Origin of the sequence: Herbaspirillum hiltneri N3, assembly GCF_001267925.1 — a bacterium.
Classification (GTDB): Bacteria; Pseudomonadota; Gammaproteobacteria; order Burkholderiales; family Burkholderiaceae_D; genus Herbaspirillum; species Herbaspirillum hiltneri.
Map to the genome: position 1 here is coordinate 1152008 of NZ_CP011409.1, position 24943 is coordinate 1176950.

Here is a 24943-nt window from a genome sequence, read left to right on the forward strand (position 1 = left end):
CACAAGAACATGCGACGCAACGGTCCGATTGCCCTACTCTTTCACACGCTGGTGGTGAGCTTCGTGCTGGCGCCCTTGGTGCTGGTATGCCTGGTCGCCTTCACGGCGCAAGACACCTTGTCATTGCCCTTCGCCGGCGCGTCCCTGCGCTGGTTCAAGGCGGTGTTCGATCACCCCGACTTTTTGCAATCCTTCTACAACAGCCTGCAACTGGCGCTGCTCTCGGCCACGCTGTCGGTCTGCATCGCCTTACCGGCCGGGCTGGCGCTGGGCCGTTATCGTTTTCCCGGCCGCGATGCGCTCAACGGCCTGTTCCTGTCGCCGCTGATCATTCCTTCGCTGGTGCTGGGCGTGGCTTTCATGCGCATGTTTTCGGTGATGGGCATCAGCGGTTCGTTCTTCTGGCTGGTCATTGCCCATACCGTCGTCATCACGCCTTACGTGCTGCGCATGGTGCTGGCTGCAGTGATGGGCATCGACCGCAGCAGCGAACAGGCGGCGCAGTCGCTCGGGGCGGGGCCGTGGACGGTGTTCCGTCGCATCACGCTGCCGGCGATTCTGCCGGGCCTGAGCGGCGGTTGGATGCTGGCCTTCATCAACAGCTTCGATGAACTGACGATGTCGATTTTCGTCACCACGCCGGCGACCGTGACGCTGCCGGTCCGCATGTACATGTACGCCACCGAATCGATCGATCCGATGATGGCGTCGGTGTCGGCGCTGATGATCCTGATCACCGGCGGCGCGATGCTGATTCTTGATCGCCTGTACGGCCTCGACCGCATCCTCATCGGAGAACGCGTATGAGCCTGCTCAAGCGCGTGGCCGGGCAGGAGCGCGCAAGCGTCTCGTTCCGACTCGACGGCAAGACGCTCTACGCGCGCGCCGGCGACAGCGTGCTGACGGCGGTGCTGACCCAGGCCGATCAGTTGCGCCGCACCGAATTCAGCGGCGCGCCGCGCGCAGGATTTTGCCTGATCGGTTGCTGCCAGGATTGCTGGATGCGCAGCGAAGACGGCCAGTCCGTGCGCGCCTGCACCACCGAGATCGCCGAAGGCATGCGCTTGCTCAGCGGCACGGTTGCGGTTGCAGGAGACTCCTCAGGAGACGCAGCATGAGCGCCGCCCCGACATCCCCGAACATTGTCATCATCGGCGCCGGACCGGCTGGGGTGCGCGCAGCGCAGACGCTGGTGGAAGCACGGCCGCCCCATCGTCATCGCCACCCAGATGCTGGAATCCATGATCACCAGCCCGGTGCCGACCCGCGCCGAAGTCTCCGACGTCGCCAGCGCCATCTACGACGGATCCGACGCCGTCATGCTGTCGGCCGAATCCGCCAACGGCAGCTACCCGCTGCAAGCCGTCGCCATGATGGACCGCGTCATCGGCGAAGTCGAACGCGACCCGCTTTACCGCAACATGATCGACGCCCAGCAGGAAACGCCGCAGTCCAACAGTTCCGACGCCATCTGTTCAGCGCTGCGCGACGTCACGCGCATCGTCGGTGCCGCCGCCACCGTGACCTACACCAGCTCCGGCCACACCAGCCTGCGCGCTGCCCGAGAACGCCCGATGGCGCCGATCCTGAGCATTACACCGAAGATCGCGACGGCACGAAAGCTGGCATTGGTGTGGGGCGTGCATTCAACGATCAGCGACCAGATCCACAACGAAAGCGAGATGGTCAGCGCGGCATGCCAAACGGCATTGAGGGAAGGGTTTGCGAAGAAGGGCGATCAGATCGCCATCACCGCCGGCATGCCGTTCGGGCAGCCGGGGAGTACTAATTTGTTGCGGTTGGCGGAGGTGTGGGGGTGAAGAGAGGTTTGTAGGTCAGAGATTTGCTTGTTTGAGACGAGGTATGTGGTCAAAAACTTCAATAATTTCATAACGGACATTTACGAAAATTCCAGAGTCTGGATTTTTTTCTTGAACTATTTGTAAAGCAACCTCCAACGCATCTCCAGGAGCAATTGTGATTTCATGAGCAAAGAAGCGGTTGAAGAAATTATTATCAGAAATGGGGGCTGCTATCTTGACGCCCCTCCAGAAGAACTCCCAGCGTCTCTTTCCTCGTTCGAGAACTGCCCTTGAAATTTCAACTTGAGTAATTTCGACAATTTCTCTGACATTTTCATCGATAACTTGATCGCTCTGGAATAGTGAGAATTTTTCCCGAGGGATAATAATTGGAGGAACGTTAGGCTTGTCTTCACTTAGAGATAAACCTGTCACATTGGGATCTTCAGTCGCTGCATTAAAAACTTTTCCTATTGCATTTTTAAAACGTTGAGAGTTCGCAACTTGACGTTTTGCTTCATATACATCTCGAGGAACGATGATCTTATCGTTCCCAATCTCAATTACTACTAAGTCTTCAGAGACTATAACTTTTGGCGGTTCATCGGCTTTAATCAGTTTTTCGTAAATATGGGTGGACACAATTCCCCATAAAACCGCCTGCACGGCTTGATGTGAAAATAAATTTCTAGCTTGAGTAAAAACAGTCTTTACGGTTGCCTTAAAACTGCCCTTTGACAATGCCTCAACAACGACCTCAACACGATAACCCGGGTTGATGGAGGAGTTGGCTTCTCTTATAGCATCGGTCAAGCCAACTAACGCACTTGCAAGTGCATAGGCATTAATTTCTTGCCTGGGGGTTTCGAATAAAAGCACGAAACGATCAACTTCACGATTAACTTCGTAGACGGTCATTGAGCATTCCTCTCTTTAGAATTTGTAATTCTTAGTTTTCGCCCGACATAAAATTTTTGGTGCGCGATGCGAAACCGGCGCAGTGAGATTCGTGATTGATCTCGCTACGCCGGTTGTGATTGACATCAATGCGACAGCCTGCTACTTCTCAAAAAAACCCAGCTTGGCCGAACCCTTGATTTCAACCTTTTCCCCAACGACCGCCTTGCTCACTTCTTCTTCAATCCAGACGGCCGAGTAAGACTCATCAAGAGCGCCGCGCACGACGTAGACCTTGTTCGGCTCAGGCGTGAAGACGATATCTCCGGTCACCTGATACACCGTACCGGCCATGGCGAGAATCGGCGCAGCGTAGATGGTGCGGGCAGAGACAGATACCTTCGTTTCTCTAGCCGGAATTTTTCGCTCTGCTTCCACGACGGTCATCATCATGCCGCGACCTTCATTCTGTCTACGGGTCTTGAAACGCATGTTGTCGATGTTGTTGCCGTCCACGGCGAGCGCGTAGTACATGTCGGCCTTGCTGGTGCTCATGACGTTGGCAGAATCCTTCAATACCGCAGTCGGACCTGAGTAGCCATCCGGAATCGCGGTTTTGAACGGCGCACAGGCCGTCAACACGACGACGCCGCTCAACAGTACAAGATGGGAAAGCAGTCTCTTCATTTCAATATCTCCAATGTTCACTGACGAAGTGGCGGACGCGTCGCGCCCGATGGTCGACGTACTGACCATCGGCTTCAGCTGGCTCAGTTTGCCAATTTTTTGAATTGCGGATTCTTGATGACCTCGCGAATCAACTGCTGGACGGCAGGGCCGAAGGCTTGGGCGACTTCTTGGCAAGCCTTGTCGGCAACGAAGCTGCCCGAGAAATTCATCGTCGACTTGGTGGTGAAACTGTTCTTGCCATTCGACAGTGTCAGCGTAAACAACCACTTGCCATCAGTCATGCCGGAGCTGAAGTCCACTTCTTCCAGTTTTCCGGACAGTTTGAGAGTGGATGCCGGGTCATAGGCACCCGCAAGCTTCAACTCGTCGATGAGTGCTTTTTCGATGTATGTCTCGAAGCTCGGGACCACTCTCACAGGACCGGCGGCGCGGCAGGTGATCGATGCAAGTCCGGGTTTTGACGATTGGAATTTTTCGACAGCAACAGGCTTGATGCCTGCTGATTTGATTGCATCCACGTTTTGCACCGAGGCGCCGTAAGGGGATGCGTTGTATGCGCATCCTGTGAGCAGTGTGGTGGCGACGATCAGGGACAGTGACACTAATTTCATGTGAAGCTTTCTGGTGGTGGGAAGACTTTTGATCGCGAGTCCGGGCTATTCTGCAGCGGGATAGGAGAGGAGAAAATCCGAAGTCGCAGCAGGCAGCGAACAAGGGCGAAGACGCCGATGGCTAGAGGAAGAAAGTGAATGCGATTGGAAAATACCGGGAAGGATGTTGAAAAGACAGGGGGCAACATCAAGACAATGTCATTTCCCTTTAATTTCCCCGAAGTAAGCATGTATGTTTTATTGGCAGCTTGCGAGCGAGTGTAGGTTACGTAACCAACCTGCTCATTTTTTAGTGAGAAGATAGTAAGTCAAAGTTGAAAAAAAGAATAGCCTCCCAACCGAAGGCGACGTTTATGCGAGGAACTCATGTTCCGTCAAACAGGCTTCGCGTCGCTTCGCGCTCAGCCCCGATAATGCCTTCTCATATGCCCACAGCACCAGCTCCTTCAAATACTCCTCCGGCATCATCCGCACATCTACAATCGTTACCCAATGAAAGCGCGCCATGTAACGCGCCGGCTTGATGCCGGGCATGCCGGTCAGTTCAAGGAAACGGTCAGGGCTGACGCGGAAGCTGAAGCGCCATTTCTCGGGATCGCTGGTTTTGAACCAGGCGAAGTTCTTTTCACCCACGGAGTAGACCAGGATATTGGAGGGCGGTAGGGCAAGGTGCGATGTCGCCCCCGGCAACGATGCGCAGAATTTTTTTAGTTGTGTGACGTTCATCGCAGCCGGATCCTTGGAGTGGGAGACCGGCGTATTGTAGTCATGGAATGGAAAAAGCGGCGCGTCAATCTGATTGGCGCGCCGCTTTTTTTATTGTCTTCCGCTCACCGGGAGCGGCCGGTGCTTCAGAACTGTTCCCAATCGTCGTCCTTGCCGGATGCAACTGCGACGGGTTGGGCGGATACGGTCAGGGCCGGTGCGGAGGCAGGCTTTTGCGCTTGTTTGATCTGCACCGCTTTCGGGGTGATGTTGATGGCGGCCTTCTTCGGGATGGATGTGGCCGACCTTGCCGCAGTCTGCGTCACCTGCTGATCCAGCTTGAACACACTCACCAGTTGCATCAGTTTCGCCGCCTGATCCTGCAGCGACTGTGCGGCCGCTGCCGACTGTTCCACCAGCGCAGCGTTCTGCTGCGTGGTTTCGTCGATGCTGGTGATGGCGCGGCCGACTTCGTCGATGCCCTGGCTTTGCTCCTGGCTAGCGGCGCTGATTTCGCCGACGATGTCCGTTACCCGTTTTACGCTGGCGACGACTTCGGTCATGGTGGTGCCGGCTTGTTCGACCAGTTTGCTGCCGGTGTCGACCTTGGCGACGGAGTCGTCGATGAGGATCTTGATTTCCTTGGCGGCGGCTGCGCTGCGCTGGGCCAGGCTACGCACTTCGCTGGCGACCACCGCGAAGCCGCGGCCTTGTTCGCCGGCGCGGGCTGCTTCGACGGCGGCGTTCAGGGCGAGGATGTTGGTCTGGAACGCGATGCCGTCAATCACGCCGATGATGTCGACGATCTTGCGCGAGGAATCGTTGATCGAGCTCATGGTGTCGACCACCTTGCCGACCACCGCGCCGCCGTCGACGGCGACGCTCGATGCGGACACGGCGAGCTGGTTGGCCTGGCGCGCATTGTCGGCGTTTTGCCGGACGGTGGAGGTGAGCTCTTCCATGGCCGAGGCGGTTTCTTCCAGCGAGCCGGCTTGCTGTTCAGTGCGTGCGGACAGGTCCATGTTGCCGGTGGCGATTTCACCCGATGCGGTGGCGATGGTGTCGGTGCCCTGGCGCACCTGGCTGACGATGTTGTAGAGGTTGCTGTTCATGGTCTGCAGCGCGGACATGAGCTGGCCGGTTTCGTCGGTGGACTTGACTTCGACCCTGGTGGTCAGGTCGCCGTCGGCCACGCGGCGGGCAACATCGACCGCTTCGGTCAGCGGTCGCGTGATACTGCGCGAGACCAGCCAGGCGACCATCGCCGACAGCAGCAGGGTGATGGCGGCGAGCGCATTGATGATGACGCGGGCGCTGCCGGATTCGGCGCTGGCCTTGTCGCCGGCGGCGTCCATGAGGCCGCCCTGATAGTCGAACATGGCGTCGAGCGCGATGAAATACTTGATCTGCAGCGGCATGAACTGTTGCGGCAGGTAGGCTTTGGCGTCGTCGATCTGGCCGGCCAGGGCCAGTTTCATGAGACCGTCGCGCACGGGGAGGTAGGCGTCGCGTGCGGCCATGGCATCCCTGACATAGCGCTTGTCTTCATCGGTCTTTGCAATCGTTTGCATTTGCGCGAGGCTGTCGTTCATCTTCTTGTCGGCGGCGGTCGCGTCGCCGACGAGGAATTTGATCTTGTCGGCATCGCCGGTCAGCATGATGTCGCGGATATCGAGAGCGATCTTGTTGACCTGGATCTGGATGGTGTTGGCCAGCACGGTCTTGGGATAGCGGTCCTTGGTGATCAGGTTGATGCCGTCGTTGAGGCGACCCAGCTGAATGTTGCTGAGCACCGTGATGGCGACCAGCAGGACGATCACGATGCCGAAGCCGATGGCCAGGCGCTGGCCGATTTTCATGTTGGCGATTTTCATGGGGATACCTTTGCTGTTCAGTGGACTGCAAAACGTTGCAACATTCGTGGTGTTACCTGAAAGGTAATTCTCATGCCATGGATTCGTGCATTTCCACCGTGCAATTGTGTCGACGGCGCATGGCGAAACATTCCGGGCTACTCGGGTGGAGCAGGCCGGAATGCCGGTTCTTTTTGTTTTTAATGATTGGTGCTTGCTGCTTATTTCTATTTCTTTTTGCTTATTGTTTATTGCATGTCAGCTTGCGTTGGCCAGCTCAAATGCCAGCGCGTTGTGGCGCTCGATGACGGATCCCAGATCGATGGTCGTGAACTGGCCGTCGCGCACGACGACGCGGCCGTTGATCACGCTGTAAGACACGTTGGCCGGCGTACAGAACACCAGCGCGGCGACCGGGTCGTGCAGCGCGCCGGCGAAGCCGATCTGGTCCAGCCTGAACATTGCCACGTCGGCCGACATGCCTGGCTTCAGCGCGCCGATGTCGTCGCGGTTCAATACCCTGGCGCCGCCCAGCGTGGCGATTTCCAGCGCCTGCCTTGCGGTCATGGCGTCGGGGCCGAAACCGACGCGCTGCAGCAGCATGGCCTGGCGCACTTCGCCCAGCATGTGGGCGCCGTCGTTGGAGGCGCTGCCGTCGACGCCGAGGCCGACCGGCACGCCGGCATCGATCATTTTGCGGATCGGTGCAATGCCGGAGGCCAGTCGCATGTTGGAACAGGGGCAGTGCGCCACGCCGGTGCCGGTGCGTGCGAACAAGTCGATGCCGTGGTCGTCGAGCTGGACGCAGTGCGCGTGCCAGACATCGTGGCCGACCCAGCCGCAGTCTTCGGCATATTCGGCCGGCGTCATGTTGAATTTCTCGCGGCTGTAGGCGATGTCGTTGACGTTTTCGGCGAGGTGGGTGTGCAGCGAGACCTTGTAGCTGCGCGCCATGCTGGCTGCCTCGCGCATGAGGTCGCGCGAGACCGAGAACGGCGAACAGGGTGCGACCACGATGCGTTGCATGGCGTGGCGGCTATGGTCGTGGTAGGTCTCGATCAGGCGCTGGGTGTCGCGCAGGATGTCCTGTTCATCCTCGACCACGCGGTCCGGCGGCAGGCCACCCTTTGACTGGCCGACGCTCATCGCGCCGCGCGCGCCGTGGAAGCGCATGCCGATTTGCTGTGCGGCTTCCAGGCTGTCGTCGAGGCGGGTTTTGTTTGGATAGATATAAAGATGGTCGCTGCTGGTGGTGCAGCCGGAGAGGATCAGCTCGGCCATTGCGGTGAGCGTGGAGACCTTGATCATTTCGGGCGTGAGGCCGGCCCAGATGGGGTAGAGATTGGTGAGCCAGTTGAACAGTTCGCCGTCTTGCGCGGCGGGGATCGCGCGCGTCAGGCTCTGGTACATGTGATGGTGGGTATTGATCAGTCCGGGCAGCACCACGTGGTTGGTTGCATCGATGATTTCGTCGGCGGCCTGGGGCAGGTCGGCGGTATTGCCGACTTGTTCGATGATGTTGTTGCGGATGAAGACGGCGCCGTTTTTGATTTCTTCTCTTGTGTCGTTCATTGTTACTACGACGGTGGCGTTTTTGATCAAGAGGGTTTTGGTCATTGGGGACTCACTGGGTGTTGGTTTCTGCTTGGTTGGTGGTGCGGCGCCGGTGATAGTGGAGTCCCTTTTAAACCCTATTAACGCTTTGCCTGGTTTTGTTGATTGGTGCTTTTTATTGTTGCGTTCTGCTGTTGCTGATACTTTTCTTTCTTCGGACGACCGGGGTTGCCGGGGGCGGCCCGGCAGCCGCTCACTTTTCTTGCTTCGCCAAGAAAAGTAAGCAAAAGAAGGCGACCGCGATTCGCCGCCCCTTCGGGGTTCCCGTTGGTGCCGCACTCAAATCGGGAGGGGAAACAAACTCGCTGCGCTCAGACAAGTTTCCCCTCTTTTTCCGATTTGAGCACGTCACCAACGGCGACTCATAAGCGGAACTTCTTTTTCGGCTCGCTTCGCATTGCCTTGTTGGCTCGCCTTCGGCATTGCTTCTTTCTTTTTTCGTCTTTCTTTCTACTTCAAAGGTACAACGCTTCCTGCCTTCTCTGTGCACGCCTGATCGCCTGCGGCGGATAGCCGAACACGCGCAGGAACGCGCGGCGCATGCGTTCGGGGTCGTCGAAGCCTACTGCGCGCGCGATGTTTTCCAATGACTCTTCTCCTGCTTCCACGCGCGGTCGTGCGGCTTCGGCGCGCAGTTTTTCGATGGCCTTGGCCGGTGTCTGGCCGGTCTCGGCGCTGAACGCGCGGTCGAACTGGCGGCGGCTCAGGCAGGCTATTTCGGCCAGGCGTTCCGCCGTCAGCGATTCGTGCAGGTGGTTGCGTGCATAGCTCAGGGCCTCGCGGATTCTTCCCGACGGCGGGTCCATTTCCAGCAGGTTTGAAAACTGCGACTGGCCACCCGGACGCCGGTGATACACCACTAGTTCTCTCGCCACCGCGCGTGCAAGTTCCACTCCCAGATCCTCTTCGATCAGCGCCAGCGCCAGGTCGATGCCGGCCGAGATGCCGGCAGAGGTCCAGACGTCGCCGTCCTTGATGAATATCTTGTCGCTGTCGACCTGCACCGACGGATGCATGCGTTGCAAACGCGCCGCCATGCGCCAGTGCGTGGTGGCGCGCTTGCCCTCGAGCAGGCCGGCTGCCGCCAGTACGAAGGCGCCGGTGCAGACGCTCGCCACGCGACGCGCTTTGCTTGCTGCATGGCGCGTGTATGCGAGCAGAGTCTCCGACAGCACGCCCTCGCGCGGCCCGGCGCCGCCGGCTACGATCAGCGTGTCGAAGGCCGTCCGCTCCAACGGATGAGTGATGACCGCCGTGCCGGACGCGCTTTCCAGCATGCCGCCTTGCTCCGACATCACGCGCAGCTGATACGGTCTGCTCTTGCCCTCGGCCTCCGTGAGGCGGTTGGCGACGTCGAACGCGGTCAGCGGACCGGTGAAGTCGAGCAGACTGCAATCGAGGAAAAGCAGGAATCCGATCTTGCGCATGGGGGAGCAGCGTCCAAAAAAGCAGGTTGTCCAAAAAGGAGGTTTTTATGTCATTTTGGACGCATGGTGGCACGGCACACTAAGGCTGTCAAATTACCTTGGAGCCGCATCATGAACCCAGCCGCACAACCGGACGCGCGTGCACCTGTCCTGCGCAAAGACAGCCACCGCTGGAAAATCCTCGGCATCGGCGTGCTCGCCAACGCCAGCTTTTCTGCGGCCTTCGCGGGCATTCCGGTGACGGCGATTTTCATGCGCGCCGATTACCGGCTCGACAACACCCAGCTCGGCCTGGCGCTCGGCTCGCTCGGCCTCGGTGTGGCCGTGAGCGAATTGCCGTGGGGCGTCTTGACCGATCGCTGGGGCGACCGGCGCGTGCTGTTGTGCGGACTGATTTCCACCGCGCTCGCGTTAGCGGCGATGGCGGCCTGCGTTGCGCCTGATGCCGCCGGTGTTCCGTCGCTGTGGCTGCTGGCGCTCGGTTTGCTGACGGTCGGCCTGCTTGGTGGCAGCGTCAACGGTTCCAGCGGTCGCGCGGTGATGGGCTGGTTTCGGGAAGGCGAACGCGGCCTGGCGATGAGCATTCGCCAGACCGCGGTGCCGGTCGGCGGCGGCATCGGTGCGCTGGTGTTGCCGTCGCTGGCGGCGGCGCATGGTTTCGCCGCCGTGTATGGCTTGCTGGCGCTGTTTTGCCTGCTCAGCGCGGGGATGGCGTGGCTGTGGCTGCATGAACCGCCGGCTGCGTCGCCAGCGACGTCCGGTGTGTCGCCGGACCGCAGCGCCCTGCGCAACATTGAGGTCTGGCGCGTGGCGATGGCGATCGGCATCCTGTGTTTTCCGCAAGTATCGGTGCTGACCTTCGCCACCATCTTCCTGCACGACGTCGGCCATGCCGGACTGGGACTGATCAGCGCAACCATGGCGGCAATCCAGATCGGCGCGGCGGTGATGCGTGTGTGGAGCGGACGCTGGACCGACCGTCACGGCAATCGTCGTCATTACCTGCGCGCCTGCAGCGCGCTCAGCGTGGTGTTGTATGTCGCGCTCGGCACGGTCGCCGCGCTGGCGCCCGCTGTATGGCCGCAGTGGGTGCTCGCCGCAATGGCGCTGTTGCTGGTGGCGGGTGGCGTGTGCGCATCGGCCTGGCATGGCGTGGCCTATACCGAACTGGCGACGCTGGCCGGGCAGCATCAGGTCGGCACCGCACTGGGACTGGGCAATACTTGCGTGTTCCTGGTGTTCTTCCTGGCGGCGCAAGCGGTGCCGGCCCTGTTGGCGTGGCAATCCTGGCCGGCTGTTTGGCTGGCGGGCGCGGCCGGAGCCTTGATCGCCTGGCCGGTTTTCCTGAAGCCGCAGCATCGGAATCGTGCAGGTTGATGCAATAATCTCCGGCTTCAGCCACTACTTTTTTCCGCCATGGATCGTCTGAGCGACATGCGTCTGTTTTTGAGCGCCGCTTCCGCTGGCAGCTTTTCCGCCGCCGGGCGCAAGGCGGGATTGTCGCCCGCGGCCTCCAGCGCCGCCATGCAAAGGCTTGAGCAATCGCTCGGGGTCAAGCTGTTCGAACGCACCACGCGCCAGTTGCGGCTCACGGAAGAAGGGCGGCTATATCAGTATTACTGCCGGCAAGCCATCGACGCCATTACCGAAGCGGAGCATCAACTGCAGGCCGGCAAGCAATTGGTGCAAGGCACGGTGCGCATCTCGGCGCCGTCCGATCTTGGGCGCAATCTGCTGCAGGACTACCTGCTGGAATTTTCACGGCAGTATCCCGACGTGCGCTTCGTGCTGGCGCTGACCGATTCGCACGCCAACCTTGTGCTCGATGACGTCGACGTCGCCATCCGTTACGGCAAGCTGGCCGACAGCAGCATGGTGGCGCGCACGCTGGTGCCGAACCGTCGCGTGATCTGCGTGGCGCCGGGCTGCGATGACCATTTCGGTCCCTTGAAGGAATTGTCGCAACTCGCGCAGCGGCCGACGCTGGTGCTGACAACCTCGGCCGGGCCGATGAACGTATGGCAGTTCCAGAGCGGCAAGCGCGTCGAATCCATTCAGCTCGATCGTTTTCACGAAACCAATGATGGCGAGATCCTGCGCAAGTGGGCGGTGCAGGGACGCGGCTACGCGTACAAGTCGGCGCTCGACATCGTCGCCGACGTGCGTGCAGATCGCCTGCGCATCGTCTTGCGCGACAAGCTGTCGGCGCCGGCGCCGCTGCATGCCTTGTATCACCGCAACCAGCACCAGCCGCCGCGCGTCAAGCTGCTGCTGGATTTCCTGCAGGAGCGGTTTGCCGCCCAGGCTTCCCAGCTCGAGGAGCTGGAGATGGCGTTCTAGTGTTCACATTCAATCTGCGAGTACGAACGGCTGCAACGGCGCGGTTGCTCATGACAGCAATCCTCCACCGTCGACATCGATCACGGCGCCGCTGACGAAGCCGTTTTCCATGACCAGCATGTAAGCCTGCGCCACGTCCTGCGGTGTGCCTGTGCGGCCGACCGGCAAGCCCTGGCCGATACGCGCCATCGCCGCCACGCGCGACTCGGCGCCGGCTTCGCCCCACAATTCGGTATCGACCACGCCGGGACTGACCACGTTGACGCGGCGCGGCGCCAATTCCCTGGCGAGGCTTTTTGCGGTCGCGTCGACCGCCGCATTGAGGCCGCTCTTGAGCAGGCTGCCGGGGCCGAACTTGCGCGACAGCAGGCCAGAAGTCAGTGTGACGGAGGCGTTCGGCGACAGATACGGTAGCGCCGCCTGGATCGCGAACAGCGAACCGAACAGCTTGACGTTGAAAGCCAGTTCCAGTTCATCGCGGGTGAGCCCGGCCAGCGTGGGCGAACCCACGCGCGCACCGGCGGTCAGTACCAGATGATCGATCTTGCCGATGGCGGCGAAGGCTTGCGCCAGTGCGGCGCTGTCGGTGACGTCGGCTACGGCGGCGCGAACGTCGGTGCTTGCCTTGGCCGAACGGCCGATCACGGTGACGATGGCGCCGCGTGCCGCCGCTTCTTGCGCGACGGCGCGGCCGATGCCGGAGGTGCCGCCGATGACGACGACTTGCTGTTGTTGCAGTGTGGTGCCGGACATGATGTTCTTTCGGATGGTTGAATGAAATTACTGCGGGATGGCGCCGAGTTGCTGCATCAGCGTCAGGTTGTCTTCCAGATGCCAGTTCTCGGCGATGCGGCCGTCCTGGATCCGGTACAGGTCATGCGCCTGGAAATCGACGGCCTGGCCCTTGCCTTGCAGCTGGCCGAACACGCCCGTGAAGTGGCCGCGAAAACGCAAATGCACCGCGACGCGGTCGCCGGCCACTGTCATGTCCTGCACTTCCGCGTTGAGGTCGGGCACGGCTTTGCGGAATCCCTCCGAGGCCTGCAGCGGACCGTCCACGCCTTGCGGACGTCCGGCCGGCAGGGTGCGGTCGATGAAGGACGGGCTCAGCGCCTGGCGTGCAAATTGCGCGTCGCCAGTATTCCAGAACGCTGCGTAGCGACGTGCCGCCAGTACGCGCACGTCGGTGTCGGCTCTTGCCGGCGCCGTATCGATGGCGATGTGTTGCGGTGCGGGCAGCGATAGTTCGACCGATGCGCCGGCCGATGCGCCGGCGCTGACGCCGCCGTAGCCGGCGGCGGCGAGCGCCAGGGTCAGTGCGCGTTGCCAATTCTTGTTGTGCATGTGGGTTCTCCCGGTGTCGATAAAGTGATTGCATTGTCGGCCGGCCGGGCATTTTGGAGAATGCGTCCCGGGCTTGAATCATCTTCTTGATATTTTTGAAAATGGACGAGGGCGACGATTTTGAAGGGCTTTAGACGACTGGTCTAATTTTTCGGTAGAATAGCCGGCATGAGAGATACCTACGCCGAAACCAAACTCAGCATCCTGCAGGCAGGCCGCCGTCTGATTGCCCAGAAGGGCTTCACCGGCGTGGGCCTCAACGAGCTGCTGGCCGCCGCTGACATTCCCAAGGGCTCGTTCTATCACTACTTCGGGTCGAAGGAGCGCTACGGACGCGAGTTGATCGAGCAATACGTCGCCGAATACCTGCAGACGCTGGACCAGAGCTTCAGCGCTGAGGCGCATGCCAATACCACGGCGCGCGAGCGCCTGCTGACCTATTGGGGTTACTGGCTGGAGACGCAGTGCTGCGAAATCGCCGAGCACAAATGCCTGGTGGTCAAGCTCAGCGCCGAAGTGGCCGACCTGTCCGACGACATGCGCATGGCCTTGCACACCGGCACCGAGGCTGTCATCGCGCGCATCGCCGAGGCCATCCGCACGGGCGTCGCCGAAGGTTCTCTGCACACCGTGCTGGAACCTTACCGCACCGCGCAGATGCTGTATCAGATGTGGCTGGGCGCCAGCCTGCTCAGCAAACTGAGCCGTGACCGCGAGGCGCTGGAAAGCGCCATGGATGTCAGCCGGCGCGTGCTGGTTGCACCCTGATTTCGCTGCGCTGAAAGCGCAATTTTCTCGCCGCCATGCCGGACGGCATGCGGCGCCGTCTTCAAAGTTCAAAGGAAAATCATGCCCCAATCCGCCACCGTCAATCGCCGCATCGTGCTGGCGTCGCGTCCGACCGGCGCCCCCGCGCCTGAACATTTCCGCCTGGAAGAAACCGCAGTGCCGGTACCGGGTCCGGGCCAGTTCCTGCTGCGTGCCGACTATCTCTCGCTGGACCCCTACATGCGCGGCCGCATGAGCGATGCGCCGTCCTATGCCGCGCACGTGGAGATCGATGCCGTCATGACCGGCGGCACCGTGTCGCGCGTGGTGGCGTCGCAGCATCCGGATTACCGGGAAGGCGATCTGGTCATGGCCTACACCGGCTGGCAAGACTATGCATTGTCGGACGGAACCGGCGCCACCAAACTGGACAAGAACATGCCGCGTCCTTCGTATGCGCTGGGCCTGTTCGGAATGCCGGGCTTCACCGCCTACGCCGGCCTGCTCGACATCGGCCAGCCGAAGGAGGGCGAGACCGTGGTAGTTGCCGCCGCCACCGGCGCGGTCGGTTCGGTGGTCGGGCAGATTGCCAGACTCAAAGGTTGCCGCGTGGTCGGTATTGCCGGCGGCGCCGAGAAATGCCGCTACGCCGTGGAGGAACTCGGCTTCGACGCCTGCATCGATCACCGTGGCGACGACTTGCCGCAACAACTCAGGGACGCTTGTCCCAAGGGTATTGACGTGTACTTTGAAAACGTCGGCGGCAAGGTCTTCGAAGCCGTACTGCCGCTGCTCAACGTGCATGCACGCGTGCCGCTGTGCGGCCTGATCGCGCAATACAGCGGCGTTGCGCCGAACGCAGCGCTGCTGAGCACGCTGCCGCGCAACCTGCTGACCAAACGCATCCGCATGCAGGGCTTCATCATCTTCGATTACTACCAGCGCGCCGGCTATTTCGCCGAGTTCTTCAAGGAAATGAGCGCCTGGGTCGCGGCCGGCAAGATCAAGTATCGCGAAGACGTGGTGCAGGGCCTGGAGAACGCGCCGCAAGCATTCATGGGCCTGCTTGAAGGCAAGAACTTCGGCAAGCTCGTCGTGCAGATCGCCTGACCATTTCCGGCGCCCGCTCTCTGCTCTCTATTGTGGCTTCAACAAGGACACACCATGATTCCGTTTTCCGTACTCGACCTGTCGCCGATCAACCAGGGCAGCACCGCCGCACAGGCCTTCAACAACAGCAAGGAGCTGGCGCAGAAGGCTGAGGCGCTCGGCTATAACCGCTACTGGCTGGCCGAACATCACAACATGACCGGCATTGCCAGCGCTGCGACTTCGGTGGTGATTTCGCACATCGCCGCCAATACCAGGACCATCCGCGTCGGCGCCGGCGGCATCATGCTGCCGAACCATTCGCCGCTGGTGATCGCCGAGCAGTTCGGCACGCTGGAGTCGCTTTATCCGGGACGCATCGACCTGGGTCTCGGCCGCGCGCCCGGTTCCGACCAGCGTACTGCGCGCGCCCTGCGTCGCCACCTCGGCGACAGCGCCGACACCTTCCCGCAGGATGTGGTCGAGCTGCAGGAATATTTCAAGGAAGCCTCGCCGTACCAGTCGGTGCGCGCCGTGCCCGGCTACGGCCTGAACGTGCCGCTATGGCTGCTCGGCTCCAGCATGTTCAGCGCCCAGTTGGCGGCGGAAATGGGCTTGCCGTTCGCCTTCGCCTCGCACTTCGCGCCAGGCTTCATGAAGTCGGCAGTAGAGATCTACCGCTCGCGTTTCAAGCCGTCGGAAGCGTTGCAGCGTCCGCACGTGATGCTCGGCCTGAACGTGTTCGCCGCCGAAACCGACCGCGAAGGCGAGCGCCTGTTTACATCCTTGCAGCAGCAGTTCGTCAATCTGGTGCGCGGCGTGCCGGGCCAGTTGAATCCACCGCGCGAGAGCATGGAAGACTATTGGCGCCCGGAAGAAAAATCCCATGTCGAGCGATCGCTGTCCTGCGCCATCGTCGGTTCGCCCGAGACCGTGCGCGCCGGCCTGCAGAATTTCATCGACGATACCGGCGCCGATGAGTTGATGATCACCGCGCAGATCTACGATCATGCGGCGCGTCTGCGGTCGTTTGAAATCGTGGCCGAAGCGCGCGAGGCCTTGACGCCCAAGGTGCCGACGCTGGAGTTTTGATATAGCAGGAAAGTTGGAAAAACGCAGGAGACGGAAGAAGAAAAAAGGCCGGGACATGAAAATGCCCCGGTCTTTTTATTTGTCGGCCAATCCGAAGCAGTCCGCGCGCTTTGCCCTATGGAGCGGGAGAAAACCTGATCGGTTACGATACCGGGGGGCTTTTGCGACCGCGGCTTGAAGAACCTGGCGCGCGAATTGCATGCGGCCATGAACACCATATCCGGCGGCGCATCTGTCGTGGATGGATAACTAATCGAAGACAGTCTCAGGAGCTCATTTATGTTGTACAGCAAGACATGTATCGGCGGCATGGTGACCGCACCGCATCATCTGGCGGCGCAAGCCGGCGCGGCCATTTTGCGCGAAGGCGGCAACGCGGTGGAGGCGATGGTCGCCGCCGCCGCTGCTATCGCCGTGGTGTATCCCCACATGAACGGTATCGGCGGCGACGGCTTCTGGGTCATCAGCGAACCGGGCCGCGAGCCGGTGGCGATCCAGGCTTGCGGCCAGTCGGCCGTCCTCGCGACCAAGGATTTTTATGCAAGTCATGGCGATGCGGCCATCCCCACGCGCGGACCGCGCGCGGCGTTGACGGTAGCCGGCGCCGTCGGTGGCTGGGCGGCGGCGCTGGACGCCGTCAAGGACTGGGACGGCGGCAAGAAAATGCCGTTGGCGCGCCTGCTGGCCGATGCAATTCACCATGCCCGCGCCGGCGTGCCGGTCACACGTTCGCAGGTGGAGCTCACGCACGACAAATGGACGGAGCTGAAAGATCAGCCGGGCTTCGCCGCGACCTATGCAGCGCAGGGTGCACCGTCGCTGGGCGACATCCTGAAACAGCCGGCACTGGCGACAAGCTTGTCGCGTCTTGCCACGGCCGGCCTCGACGATTTCTATCGCGGCGAACTGGCGCAGCAATTCGCTGCCGGTCTCGAACAGGCCGGTAGCCCGTTGCGTGCATCCGACCTCGCCGCCTATCGCGCGCAGGTCGTCAAGCCGCTGGTGGTGCAGATGCAGTCCGGCCGCATCTACAATCTGCCGCCGCCGACGCAGGGCGTGTCGGCGCTGATGATTCTGGGCCTGTTCGATCGCCTCGGCGTCAAACAGGCGGACGGTTTTGAACATATCCACGGCCTGGTGGAAGCCACCAAGCGCGCCTTCATCCTGCGCAACCGGCACGTCACCGACCGCGCCCACATGTCGGTCGACGCCGCCGACTGGCTGTCGCCCGAGGCGCTCGACCGCGAAGCGGCGCAGATCGACATGCAGCGCGCAGCGCCGTGGCCGCATGCGCCCAAGCCGGGCGACACCATCTGGATGGGCGCGGCCGATGCACAAGGCCGCGTGGTCAGTTATATCCAGAGCATTTTCTGGGAGTTCGGCAGCGGCGTGATCGCCGGCGATACGGGCGTGGTGTGGCAAAACCGCGGCGCCAGCTTCACGCTCGACGACGGCGCCAACCAATTGCAACCTGGCAAGCTGCCATTTCATACGCTCAATCCTTCGCTGGCGCGCCTCAACGACGGCCGCACGCTGGCCTACGGCACCATGGGCGGGGAAGGCCAGCCGCAGACGCAGGCAGCGGTGTTCAGCCGTCACATCCTGTTCGGCCAGAACATGCAGGCCGCCGTCAGCGCACCGCGCTGGCTGCTGGGACGCACCTGGGGCACGGTGTCGACCAACCTCAAGCTGGAAGGACGCATTCCGTCCGACGTGGTGGAGGCGCTGCGGCGTGCCGGCCACGACGTCGAGGTGGTGGCCGACTACACCGACATGATGGGTCACGCCGGCGCCGTGTGCGTACATCCGAACGGGCTGATCGAAGGCGCCACCGATCCGCGCGCCGACGGCATTTGCGCCGGGGTATGACGGCCACCCTGACGGCCAACTGACGCGGCCACCTGACTCCCTCCGGAAGACTGCCGGAAGACTGCCGGGACCACCGCTGCGTCGGGCCCGGCAGTTTTTGCAACAGATTCACCGTTAATGTGCATGAAAAACTTGTTTGAAAGACAAGTTCCCTCCTTATTCCCACCCCAAGTATTGCTCCCGATGCAATTGACCAGCTAATATTTCGGTATTCCTGATAAAAGAACTAAAAGGAACGTCCGGGAGGAAGGCCAGCGATGCCATTTCCGTTCTTTCGGTGTCACGTCGAACAGCAGCCGGAGCCATCTTGAGCATCAAAAAACTCTCATCGACATTGAGTCTGTCCTCATGGGTCACGATAGGAGTTGTGCTGTCGGTACTGATCACGACGGCGTCGGTGCTGGCGCTGGTGGACCAGTTTACGCGCAGCTATGCGCGTCATGAAGCGGAGGCGCGTCTCAATCAGCTGGCCTGGCAAATGCAGGATGCGCTCGACCGCAGCATGGGCGAGCGCTACAGCGATGTGAAGCTCCTGTCGCAACGTCCGTCGATTCGCCAAGCCAAGGATCCGGAGCGCATGCGTGCGGTCTTCAACGAATTGCAAAGGAATGTTCCCAACTACGCCTGGATCGGTTTCGCCACGCCGGACGGCAACGTGCTGGCTGCCGCCAATGGTTTGCTGGAAGGCCAGAGCGTGGAGCAGCGACCGTGGTTCCAGAAGGGGCAGAAGGACTTCTTCGTCGGCGACTACCATCCGGCCGTGCTGCTCGAAAAGAAGCTGCCGGTCATGAGCGATCCGTGGCGCTTCGTCGACATCGCCACGCCGATCATGGGACCGGACGGCCAGTTCCAAGGTGTGCTGGGCGTGCACCTGAGCTGGACCTGGGCGCGCGACCTGGCCAAGAAACTGCTCAATCCGGCCAATGACCGTTACGACGTCGAGATCATGATCGTGCGCGACGACGGCACCGTGCTGCTCGGCCCGCGCGAGCTCGAGGAAAAGAAAATCTCCATCGACAGTTTCAAGGCGTCGCTGCGTCTGCCATCGGGGTCGATGCGGGAACTCGGCGAAGACGGCCAGCATTACCTGACCGGTTTTGCGCGCACCGGCCTCAACAGCGAATACACCGAAATGAAATGGAGCGTGCTGGTGCGCCAGCGCGAGCAGATCGCCATGTCCGGTTTCAAGGATCTTGAGCGGCAGGTATTGTTCGTCGGCTGCATTGTCGGCTTGCTGCTGATGGCGCTGGCGTTTTTCATGACGCGCCGGCTGGTGGCGCCGATGAATGCCCTGAGTGCCGCGCTGGAGCGCCGCGCCACCGGCGATCACAGCGCCGAGATTCCCATCGTCAGCACCTATTACGAAATCCAGTTGCTGTCGACCACGCTGTCCACCATGGTCCAGCGCGAAGAAAATTACCTGCGCGAAGTGCGTTCCCTCAATGAGGGCCTGGAGCAGCGAGTCGAAGACCGAACCCGGCGTCTTCATGAAACCGCCATCGCCCTGCAGCAGGCGCTCGACAACCAGCGCGAAAACCAGATCCGCCTGGAGGAAAGCGAAACCGAGCTGCGCGCGATCCTGCAAAACGCCCACGACGCCTTCATCGCCATCGACGAAGACGGCATGGTGCTGGAATGGAATCGCCAGGCCGAGCAACTGCTGGGCTGGGCCCATAAGGAGGCCGTCGGCAAGGAACTGGCCGAACTGATCATCCCGTTCGAACAGCGCGAGTTGCACCGGCGCGGCATGACGCATTTTCTCAATACCGGGGAAGGCGTGGTGATCAACAATCGTATCGAGATCAACGCGCTGCGCCGCGACGGCAAAGAATTGCCGATTGAAATGACGGTCGGCTACGTACGCCGCCGCGCCGGCCATCTGTTCATCGCCTTCCTGCATGACATCACCGAGCGCCAGGCCTTCCGCAACTCGCTGCAGGAAATGGCGCTGACCGACATCCTCACCGGCCTGCCAAACCGCCGCGCCTTCACCGAAAAGTTGCCCGAAGCAATGGCGCGCGCCATGCGCGAGCCGCAGCAGATGGGCCTGCTGTTCATGGACATCGACGGTTTCAAGGGCATCAACGACAAATACGGCCACGTGGCCGGGGACGAGTTGCTGGTCAAGTTCGCAGAACGCCTGATTGACGCGGTGCGCGAGGTCGACACCGTGGCGCGGCTGGCCGGCGACGAATTCACTGTCATCCTCGAGCGCCTGCACAGTCCGGCCGACGCCATGGGCGTAGCGGAAAAGATCCTGGTGTCGATGCGCCGGCCGTTCGTCCTCACGGCCGCGACCGTCAGCGTCTCCAGCAGCATCGGCGTGGCAATCTATGAGCCAAGCCGGCACACCGACCAGGATGCACTGGTGGCGCAGGCCGACAAGGCCATGTACGCCGCCAAGCGCGCCGGCAAGAATCGGGTCGAGTGGAATACCGAAGAAAGCCCGGTCTGACCAGCACCGGCGCCGTCCGCCGCCCCATTTCATTTCCTCGCTGACCACACGCTAGCTGCAGTCAACGCCATCCCCACGCGCCGCCCCGAGCGGCGCGTTCTTGTTTACACAAAATTTATACCGCCCTCCGATAGTTTTATCCGGATTTAACGCCCTCGCGAATATTGTTCGTTTCGTAAGCAACAAACAAGGGAGTTAAAAAATGGATTTCTTGTATATCGGCGGCTTGCTGGCTTGCAGCGTCGCGATGTGGGCGTTTGTCGTTGCCTGCAAAAAGCTGGAGGACATGCAATGAGTGTCATGCAAATACTGGGGCTGGCCGTATCGGTCGGCCTGTTGGCGTATCTGATCTACGCCCTGATCAAGCCGGAGGCTTTCTGACATGACTGCCTCGATAACCCAACTGGCGATCTATCTGGTCGTCCTGCTCGTGCTGTCGGTCCCGGTGGGCTGGTACATCGCCCGCGTGATGGAAGGCAAGTCCGCCGTCAACCGCGTGTTCGGCGGCATCGAGCATTTCCTCTACCGTCTGTGCGGCGTGCGCGCCGATGCCGACATGGGCTGGAAGCAATACGCGCTGGCGCTGCTGCTGTTCAACATCGTCGGCCTGTTCGCCGTCTATGCGTTGCAACGCCTGCAAGTGTGGCTGCCGCTGAACCCGGCCGGCATGGCCAGCGTCAGTGCCGATTCCTCATTCAACACCGCAGTGAGCTTCGTCACCAACACCAACTGGCAGGGCTACGCCGGCGAAAGCACGATGAGCTACCTGACCCAGATGCTGGCGCTGTCGGTGCAGAATTTCCTCTCGGCTGCTACCGGTATCGCTGTCGCCTTTGCGCTGATCCGCGGCTTCGTGCGCCACAGCAGCAAGAGCATCGGCAACTTCTGGGTCGACATGACGCGTTCCGGCCTGTACGTGCTACTGCCCTTGTCGGTGCTGGTCGCGGTGGTGCTGATGAGCCAGGGCGTGATCCAGAATTTCAAGTCCTACGTTGAAGTCTCGACCCTGGAGACCACCGTCTACACGACGCCGCGCCTGGATGCACAGGGCCAGCCGCTCAAGGATGAGAAGGGTGCTCCGCTGGTCGATGAAATGAAGACGGGCAAGCAAACTTTGCCGATGGGTCCGGTCGCCTCGCAGGAGGCTATCAAGATGGTCGGCACCAACGGCGGCGGCTTCTTCAACGCCAACTCCGCGCATCCGTACGAAAACCCGACGCCGCTGTCGAATTTCGTACAGATGCTGGCGATCCTGATCATTCCCGCCGCGCTGTGCACCAGCTTCGGCGTGCTGGTCGGCGACTGTCGCCAGGGCTGGGTGATCCTGGCCGCGATGACGCTGCTGTTCATCGTCATGACGCTGACCGTCATGTACTTCGAACAGCAACCCAATCCTGCGCTGGCTGTTGCTCACGCAACGCAAGGCAGCGGCATGATGGAAGGCAAGGAAACCCGCTTCGGCATCATTGCATCCAGCCTGTTTGCGGCGATCACCACCGCAGCATCCTGCGGCGCCGTCAACGCCATGCATGACTCGCTGTCGCCGCTCGGCGGACTGGTGCCGATGCTGCAGATGCAGCTCGGCGAGGTGGTCTACGGCGGTGTCGGCGCAGGTCTGTACGGCATGCTGATCTTCGCCGTGCTGGCGGTTTTCATCGCCGGCCTGATGATCGGCCGCACGCCGGAATACCTGGGCAAGAAGATCGGCGTGTTCGACATGAAGATGATGTCCATCGCCATCCTGATGACGCCGGCGCTGGTACTGGTGCTGACGGCGATTTCGGTGATGGTCGAGAACGGCCTGGCCGGCATCGCCAACCCCGGCGCACATGGCTTCTCGGAAATCCTCTACGCCTTCAGCTCGGCCGCCAACAACAACGGCAGCGCCTTTGCCGGTTTGTCGGCCAACACGCCTTACTACAACGTCATGACCGGCATCGCCATGTGGCTGGGCCGCTTCGGCATCATCGTGCCGGTGCTCGCCATGGCCGGTTCGCTGGCCGGCAAGAAGCGCCTGGCGGCAACTTCCGGCACCTTGCCGACGCATGGTCCGCTGTTCGTCGCGCTGCTGATCGGCGCGGTGATCCTGGTCGGCGCACTGACGTATGTCCCCGCGCTGGCGCTGGGTCCGGTGATCGAGCATCTGCAGATGCTGGCGATTCACTAATGTCTGAATTGGAGAAAAACATGGCAAATAGTCCTGCCAAAAAAGCTGTTACCCCGTCTGCTTCAGTACCTGCCGCGCCTGCCGTACCTACCGTGGCAGGCACCGCAGCGACCTCCGGTGCCCCATCCGCGACCCGATGGATGTTCGATCCGGCGATCGTCAGACCGGCGCTGACCGATTCCTTCCGCAAGCTGTCGCCACGCGCCCAGTGGCGCAATCCGGTGATGTTCGTGGTGTATCTGGGCAGCATCCTGACCACGCTGCTGTACTTGCAGGCGTTGAACGGCCACGGCGAAGCGCCGGCCGGTTTCGTCCTTGCCGTGGCGGTGTGGCTGTGGTTCACGGTGCTGTTCGCCAACTTCGCCGAAGCACTGGCGGAAGGCCGCAGCAAGGCGCAGGCGGCATCGCTGCGCAGCGCCAAGAAGAGCGTGGTCGCCAAGAAGCTGCAGCGCGCCAGTCGTTCCGACCGCTGTGAACTGGTCGAAGGCAGCTCGTTGCGCAAGGGCGACCTGGTCCTGATCGAAGCGGGCGACTTCGTGCCGGCCGATGGCGAAGTGGTCGAAGGTGTCGCTACCGTCGACGAGAGCGCCATCACCGGCGAGTCCGCGCCGGTGATCCGCGAATCGGGCGGCGATTTCACCGCCGTCACCGGCGGCACCCGCGTGCTGTCGGACTGGATCATTGTGCGCGTTACGGTGAATCCCGGGGAAGCCTTCCTCGACCGCATGATCGCCATGGTCGAAAGCGCCAAGCGCCAGAAGACGCCCAACGAAATCGCGCTGACCTTGCTGCTGGTCGCGCTGACCATCGTGTTCCTGCTGGTGACCGTGACCTTGCTGCCGTTCTCGGTGTTCAGCGTGAATGTTGCGCAGAGCGGCGCGCCGGTCACGGTGACCGCGCTGATCGCCTTGCTGGTGTGCCTGATCCCGACCACCATCGGCGGCCTGTTGTCGGCCATCGGCGTGGCCGGCATGAGCCGCATGATGCAGGCCAACGTGATCGCGACTTCAGGCCGCGCGGTGGAAGCCGCCGGCGACGTCGATGTGCTGCTGCTGGACAAGACCGGCACCATCACGCTGGGCAATCGCCAGGCTTCGGCTTTCCTGCCGGCCAACGGCGTGAGCGAGCAGGAACTCGCCGACATCGCTCAACTGGCCTCGCTGGCCGATGAGACGCCGGAAGGCCGCAGCATCGTGGTGCTGGCCAAGAAGCGCTTCAACCTGCGCGAACGCGAAATGGGCAGTCTGGGTGCGGTGTTCATTCCATTCACCGCGCAGACGCGCCTGTCCGGCGTCGACATCGGTCATCGCCAGATCCGCAAAGGCGCTGCCGACGCCATCCGCAAGCTGGCCGAGCAGGCCGGCCAGCAGGTGCCGGGTGAAGTCGCCGCCGCCGTCGACATCGTCGCCCGTCGCGGCAGCACGCCGCTGGTGGTGGCCGAGACCGACGCCGCCAATGGCTCCATCCGCGTGCTTGGCGTGATCGAGCTGAAGGACATCGTCAAGGGCGGCATCAAGGAGCGCTTCTCCGAGCTGCGCCGCATGGGCATCAAGACCATCATGATCACCGGCGACAACCGTCTGACGGCGGCGGCGATTGCGGCCGAAGCGGGCGTCGACGACTTCCTTGCCGAAGCCACGCCGGAGAACAAGCTGTCGTTGATTCGCCAGCATCAGGCCGAAGGCAAGCTGGTCGCGATGACCGGCGACGGCACCAACGATGCGCCGGCATTAGCGCAAGCCGACGTCGCGGTGGCCATGAACACCGGCACGCAGGCAGCCAAGGAGGCCGGCAACATGGTCGACCTGGATTCCAATCCGACCAAGCTGATCGAGATTGTCGAGATCGGCAAACAGATGCTGATGACGCGCGGCAGTCTGACGACTTTCAGCATCGCCAACGATGTCGCCAAGTATTTCGCGATCATCCCCGCGATGTTCGCGACCACCTATCCGCAACTGGCGGCGCTGGACGTGATGCACCTGAACAATCCGTCGTCGGCGATCTTGTCGGCGGTGATTTTCAATGCGCTGGTGATTGTCGTGCTGATCCCGCTGGCCTTGCGCGGCGTGCGTTACCGGGCGCTGGGCGCGGCTGTACTGTTGCGTCGCAACCTGCTGATCTATGGCCTCGGCGGCCTGATCGTGCCGTTCGTCGGCATCAAGCTGATCGACGTGTTGCTCGGTGTCTTTGGCCTGGCTTAATTTTGTTGAAGGAATC

General features: G+C 61.4%; 21 protein-coding genes and 1 pseudogene. 13 read left to right on the top strand and 9 right to left on the bottom strand.

The window, feature by feature from the left end:
• Positions 1 to 9: 9 nt before the first annotated feature.
• The 3 genes and pseudogenes from F506_RS05190 to F506_RS05200 all read left to right on the top strand — a co-directional run.
• The gene (locus F506_RS05190) at positions 10 to 807 is read left to right on the top strand and encodes an ABC transporter permease (RefSeq protein WP_053195643.1); all 798 of its coding nucleotides are present in this window, start codon (positions 10 to 12) and stop codon (positions 805 to 807) included.
• A complete protein-coding gene (locus tag F506_RS05195) occupies positions 804 to 1118 on the top strand; it encodes a (2Fe-2S)-binding protein (protein ID WP_053195644.1) in 315 nt (104 codons plus the stop codon). The genes F506_RS05190 and F506_RS05195 overlap by 4 nt, the downstream gene beginning before the upstream one ends.
• A gap of 81 nt (positions 1119 to 1199) precedes the next feature.
• Positions 1200 to 1820 (top strand): annotated as a pseudogene (locus F506_RS05200) (pyruvate kinase); the annotation flags it as partial.
• Positions 1821 to 1835: 15 nt separating this feature from the next.
• Here F506_RS05200 and F506_RS05205 read toward each other — a convergent pair.
• The 7 genes from F506_RS05205 to F506_RS05240 all read right to left on the bottom strand — a co-directional run bounded on the left by F506_RS05205 (position 1836) and on the right by F506_RS05240 (position 9599).
• A complete protein-coding gene (locus tag F506_RS05205) occupies positions 1836 to 2720 on the bottom strand; it encodes a hypothetical protein (protein WP_053195645.1) in 885 nt (294 codons plus the stop codon).
• Positions 2721 to 2861: 141 nt separating this feature from the next.
• Positions 2862 to 3386 carry a hypothetical protein gene (locus F506_RS05210; protein ID WP_144424001.1) on the bottom strand — a complete coding sequence of 175 codons (525 nt, stop codon included), beginning with the start codon at positions 3384 to 3386 and terminating at the stop codon, positions 2862 to 2864.
• Positions 3387 to 3469: 83 nt separating this feature from the next.
• Positions 3470 to 4000 (bottom strand): hypothetical protein, encoded by a 531-nt coding sequence (locus tag F506_RS05215; protein ID WP_053195647.1) that lies wholly within the window; start codon positions 3998 to 4000, stop codon positions 3470 to 3472.
• 351 nt (positions 4001 to 4351) lie between these two features.
• Entirely contained in the window at positions 4352 to 4726 is a 375-nt protein-coding gene (locus F506_RS05220; RefSeq protein ID WP_053195648.1) for an MmcQ/YjbR family DNA-binding protein, read from the bottom strand.
• A 125-nt stretch (positions 4727 to 4851) separates the two neighbouring features.
• On the bottom strand, positions 4852 to 6579 hold the full coding sequence (locus F506_RS05225; RefSeq protein WP_053195649.1) for a methyl-accepting chemotaxis protein: 1728 nt from the start codon (positions 6577 to 6579) through the stop codon (positions 4852 to 4854).
• A gap of 237 nt (positions 6580 to 6816) precedes the next feature.
• A complete protein-coding gene (locus F506_RS05230; protein ID WP_053195650.1) occupies positions 6817 to 8175 on the bottom strand; it encodes an 8-oxoguanine deaminase in 1359 nt (452 codons plus the stop codon).
• A 452-nt stretch (positions 8176 to 8627) separates the two neighbouring features.
• Positions 8628 to 9599, bottom strand: coding sequence for a GlxA family transcriptional regulator (locus F506_RS05240; RefSeq protein ID WP_053195652.1), 972 nt, complete (start codon positions 9597 to 9599; stop codon positions 8628 to 8630).
• 111 nt (positions 9600 to 9710) lie between these two features.
• On the opposite strand from F506_RS05240, the gene F506_RS05245 reads away from it, so the two are divergent.
• Both F506_RS05245 and F506_RS05250 read left to right on the top strand, forming a co-directional pair.
• Positions 9711 to 10976: an MFS transporter gene (locus F506_RS05245; protein ID WP_053195653.1), complete on the top strand. Its 1266-nt coding sequence runs from the start codon at positions 9711 to 9713 to the stop codon at positions 10974 to 10976.
• Positions 10977 to 11033: 57 nt separating this feature from the next.
• Positions 11034 to 11939 (top strand): LysR family transcriptional regulator, encoded by a 906-nt coding sequence (locus F506_RS05250; protein ID WP_327063295.1) that lies wholly within the window; start codon positions 11034 to 11036, stop codon positions 11937 to 11939.
• Positions 11940 to 11987: 48 nt separating this feature from the next.
• On the opposite strand, the gene F506_RS05255 is transcribed toward F506_RS05250, so the two are convergent.
• Positions 11988 to 12692, bottom strand: coding sequence for an SDR family oxidoreductase (locus F506_RS05255; RefSeq protein WP_053195655.1), 705 nt, complete (start codon positions 12690 to 12692; stop codon positions 11988 to 11990).
• A gap of 27 nt (positions 12693 to 12719) precedes the next feature.
• The gene (locus F506_RS05260) at positions 12720 to 13283 is read right to left on the bottom strand and encodes an ester cyclase (RefSeq protein ID WP_053195656.1); all 564 of its coding nucleotides are present in this window, start codon (positions 13281 to 13283) and stop codon (positions 12720 to 12722) included.
• Between the two features lie 168 nt (positions 13284 to 13451).
• Here F506_RS05260 and F506_RS05265 point away from each other — a divergent pair, with 168 nt between their 5' ends.
• The 8 genes from F506_RS05265 to kdpB all read left to right on the top strand — a co-directional run bounded on the left by F506_RS05265 (position 13452) and on the right by kdpB (position 24927).
• Positions 13452 to 14051 (top strand): TetR/AcrR family transcriptional regulator, encoded by a 600-nt coding sequence (locus tag F506_RS05265; RefSeq protein ID WP_053195657.1) that lies wholly within the window; start codon positions 13452 to 13454, stop codon positions 14049 to 14051.
• An 81-nt stretch (positions 14052 to 14132) separates the two neighbouring features.
• Positions 14133 to 15161, top strand: coding sequence for an NADP-dependent oxidoreductase (locus F506_RS05270; protein WP_053195658.1), 1029 nt, complete (start codon positions 14133 to 14135; stop codon positions 15159 to 15161).
• 54 nt (positions 15162 to 15215) lie between these two features.
• On the top strand, positions 15216 to 16232 hold the full coding sequence (locus F506_RS05275) for an LLM class flavin-dependent oxidoreductase (RefSeq protein WP_053195659.1): 1017 nt from the start codon (positions 15216 to 15218) through the stop codon (positions 16230 to 16232).
• 279 nt (positions 16233 to 16511) lie between these two features.
• Complete coding sequence (locus F506_RS05280) at positions 16512 to 18101, top strand: gamma-glutamyltransferase family protein (protein WP_053195660.1); 1590 nt, start codon at positions 16512 to 16514, stop codon at positions 18099 to 18101.
• Between the two features lie 307 nt (positions 18102 to 18408).
• Complete coding sequence (locus F506_RS05285; protein ID WP_235471391.1) at positions 18409 to 20556, top strand: diguanylate cyclase domain-containing protein; 2148 nt, start codon at positions 18409 to 18411, stop codon at positions 20554 to 20556.
• Between the two features lie 291 nt (positions 20557 to 20847).
• A complete protein-coding gene (kdpF, locus tag F506_RS05290) occupies positions 20848 to 20937 on the top strand; it encodes a K(+)-transporting ATPase subunit F (protein ID WP_053195662.1) in 90 nt (29 codons plus the stop codon).
• A gap of 1 nt (position 20938) precedes the next feature.
• A complete protein-coding gene (gene kdpA / locus F506_RS05295; RefSeq protein WP_053195663.1) occupies positions 20939 to 22723 on the top strand; it encodes a potassium-transporting ATPase subunit KdpA in 1785 nt (594 codons plus the stop codon).
• Positions 22724 to 22863: 140 nt separating this feature from the next.
• Positions 22864 to 24927 (top strand): potassium-transporting ATPase subunit KdpB, encoded by a 2064-nt coding sequence (gene kdpB / locus F506_RS05300; protein WP_053195664.1) that lies wholly within the window; start codon positions 22864 to 22866, stop codon positions 24925 to 24927.
• Positions 24928 to 24943: the final 16 nt, after the last annotated feature.

Excerpts from the sequence above, each read along its gene's own strand:
- F506_RS05190 (WP_053195643.1), top strand. The coding sequence starts at position 10 with ATGCGACGCAACGGTCCGATTGCCCTACTCTTTCACACGCTGGTGGTG.
- F506_RS05195 (WP_053195644.1), top strand. The coding sequence starts at position 804 with ATGAGCCTGCTCAAGCGCGTGGCCGGGCAGGAGCGCGCAAGCGTCTCG.
- F506_RS05205 (WP_053195645.1), bottom strand. The coding sequence starts at position 2,720 with ATGACCGTCTACGAAGTTAATCGTGAAGTTGATCGTTTCGTGCTTTTA.
- F506_RS05210 (WP_144424001.1), bottom strand. The coding sequence starts at position 3,386 with ATGAAGAGACTGCTTTCCCATCTTGTACTGTTGAGCGGCGTCGTCGTG.
- F506_RS05215 (WP_053195647.1), bottom strand. The coding sequence starts at position 4,000 with ATGAAATTAGTGTCACTGTCCCTGATCGTCGCCACCACACTGCTCACA.
- F506_RS05220 (WP_053195648.1), bottom strand. The coding sequence starts at position 4,726 with ATGAACGTCACACAACTAAAAAAATTCTGCGCATCGTTGCCGGGGGCG.
- F506_RS05225 (WP_053195649.1), bottom strand. The coding sequence starts at position 6,579 with ATGAAAATCGCCAACATGAAAATCGGCCAGCGCCTGGCCATCGGCTTC.
- F506_RS05230 (WP_053195650.1), bottom strand. The coding sequence starts at position 8,175 with ATGACCAAAACCCTCTTGATCAAAAACGCCACCGTCGTAGTAACAATG.
- F506_RS05240 (WP_053195652.1), bottom strand. The coding sequence starts at position 9,599 with ATGCGCAAGATCGGATTCCTGCTTTTCCTCGATTGCAGTCTGCTCGAC.
- F506_RS05245 (WP_053195653.1), top strand. The coding sequence starts at position 9,711 with ATGAACCCAGCCGCACAACCGGACGCGCGTGCACCTGTCCTGCGCAAA.
- F506_RS05250 (WP_327063295.1), top strand. The coding sequence starts at position 11,034 with ATGCGTCTGTTTTTGAGCGCCGCTTCCGCTGGCAGCTTTTCCGCCGCC.
- F506_RS05255 (WP_053195655.1), bottom strand. The coding sequence starts at position 12,692 with ATGTCCGGCACCACACTGCAACAACAGCAAGTCGTCGTCATCGGCGGC.
- F506_RS05260 (WP_053195656.1), bottom strand. The coding sequence starts at position 13,283 with ATGCACAACAAGAATTGGCAACGCGCACTGACCCTGGCGCTCGCCGCC.
- F506_RS05265 (WP_053195657.1), top strand. The coding sequence starts at position 13,452 with ATGAGAGATACCTACGCCGAAACCAAACTCAGCATCCTGCAGGCAGGC.
- F506_RS05270 (WP_053195658.1), top strand. The coding sequence starts at position 14,133 with ATGCCCCAATCCGCCACCGTCAATCGCCGCATCGTGCTGGCGTCGCGT.
- F506_RS05275 (WP_053195659.1), top strand. The coding sequence starts at position 15,216 with ATGATTCCGTTTTCCGTACTCGACCTGTCGCCGATCAACCAGGGCAGC.
- F506_RS05280 (WP_053195660.1), top strand. The coding sequence starts at position 16,512 with ATGTTGTACAGCAAGACATGTATCGGCGGCATGGTGACCGCACCGCAT.
- kdpF (WP_053195662.1), top strand. The coding sequence starts at position 20,848 with ATGAGTGTCATGCAAATACTGGGGCTGGCCGTATCGGTCGGCCTGTTG.
- kdpA (WP_053195663.1), top strand. The coding sequence starts at position 20,939 with ATGACTGCCTCGATAACCCAACTGGCGATCTATCTGGTCGTCCTGCTC.
- kdpB (WP_053195664.1), top strand. The coding sequence starts at position 22,864 with ATGTTCGATCCGGCGATCGTCAGACCGGCGCTGACCGATTCCTTCCGC.